At 33.5% G+C, this 1661-nt stretch carries 1 protein-coding gene and 2 pseudogenes; 1 reads left to right on the forward strand and 2 read right to left on the reverse strand.

All coding sequences use genetic code 11. The annotated features are described in order from the left end of the window. A pseudogene (locus tag B3J44_RS19060) lies at positions 1-810 on the forward strand (MFS transporter); the annotation flags it as partial. A 118-nt stretch (positions 811-928) separates the two neighbouring features. Here B3J44_RS19060 and B3J44_RS19065 read toward each other — a convergent pair. Further along, on the reverse strand, positions 929-1426 hold the full coding sequence (locus B3J44_RS19065; protein WP_286970645.1) for a hypothetical protein: 498 nt from the start codon (positions 1424-1426) through the stop codon (positions 929-931). Between the two features lie 91 nt (positions 1427-1517). Beyond that, positions 1518-1661 (reverse strand): annotated as a pseudogene (locus B3J44_RS19070) (fructose-6-phosphate aldolase); the annotation flags it as partial.

Consider the following 1661-nt stretch of genomic DNA (forward strand, 5'->3'; position numbering starts at 1 on the left):
AAACACAGTAAATTCAACATTCTTGACTATCCACAATTATACTTGGGTATGTTAGGAATTTTTATTTATGTAGGAACTGAAGTAACAATCATCAGTAATTTACCTGCGTTATTACACACTCACGAATTCGGAAACATCTTAGAAGACGCTGTTGCACCATTTATTGCACTTTACTGGGGTAGTTTAATGATTGGTCGTTGGAATGGTGGAGCAAACGTGTTCAATACCTCAAACTTGGTAAATACTGCACTTAAATTTATTGTTCCTGCTGCTGCATTTGGAGTAATTATTGGCGCAAACATCTTTGCTGCTCACGATGTTTCTTCATTTTACATCTACCCATTTTGGATTTTGCTGTTTATCGCTGTAAGTTTTGTTGGTGGTAAAAACGCAGGAAAAACATTAATGCTTTTCGGAATTTCAGGATTAACTATGATGGTATTAGGTTTAGTTTGGCCAAACCCAGAAATTGCTAAATTCTTCTTTATCTCTGGCGGATTATTCTTATCTATCATGTGGCCTTCAATCTTCGATTTAGCTATTGCAGGATTAGGAAAAAATACAGGAAAAGCATCTTCTTTCTTAATCATGATGATTCTTGGTGGTGGAGTAATTCCATTAGTGCAAGGAAGTATCTGTGATTTAGACGCAACAAATCCAGGTGGAATTTTCGGTATCACTTACACTCACTTCTCTTACATTGTACCTCTTATCGGTTTTGCATATTTAGGATTCTACGGTTTCTACTGTCCTAAAATCTTAAAAAGACAAGGTATCAGTCACATAGAAAGTGCTGGCGGCGGACACTAAAAATTAAAAAATCCAATATATAAAAATCCAAATTCCAATTTTAAAACTGGAATTTGGATTTTTTTTATTCAAAGAAGAAATAACTTAAAACCTTAGCATCTCAGAATCTTAGCAACTTTTATTTAGCATTAATAATATTGCTCAAGTTTTTCTTAAAAACAGCCTTATTTTGCGCCGTTAAAGAATAAACGACATCTTTATCCGCGTGAACTATTACTTTGTCTATATCGGCATTTAAAAGCGCTTGAGGATCTTTTATTTTTAAAGTGCAAGCTCCATCAAAAAAGCCATCATCTTCTATCGTTTTTCTAGCCTCTATTTTGGTGCCATCACTTAAAACTGCAGAAATCGTCATTTCACTATTTAATGTTTTCGAGTAAAATCCATCCATTACAAGCAAAAGACGATAGCTGTTTTTTAATTCTGGCCCTTTAAATTCATGCCTCGTAATATTATAACGAAGACCTTTAGCTAGAGTTTGAAATTTTACAGAACAATCCAGCTCATAAGTAGCAACATCTCCCGCTTCATTTACTGAAGTAATAACTTTAGCGACCTGTGCGTTTACAGAAAAACTCGCTACAAAAAATGACAACATAAATAAGATAACTTTCATATTTAACTATTTAAGATTCAATATAAAAGTAAAAAAAATCGCCTTTTCTCATTAGAAAAAAGGCGATTTTAATTTTGTAAATATCTAAGGATTATTTATTTCCTTTTTCAAAGTCAGCTACAAACTGAGCTAAACCAATATCTGTCAATGGGTGTTTCAATAAACCGTAAATTGCAGAAAGTGGTCCAGTCATCACATCAGCACCAATTTTAGCACAGTTTACAATGTGCATTGT

This window comes from Flavobacterium sp. UBA4854, assembly GCF_002399805.1.
Classification (GTDB): Bacteria; Bacteroidota; Bacteroidia; order Flavobacteriales; family Flavobacteriaceae; genus Flavobacterium; species Flavobacterium ginsengisoli.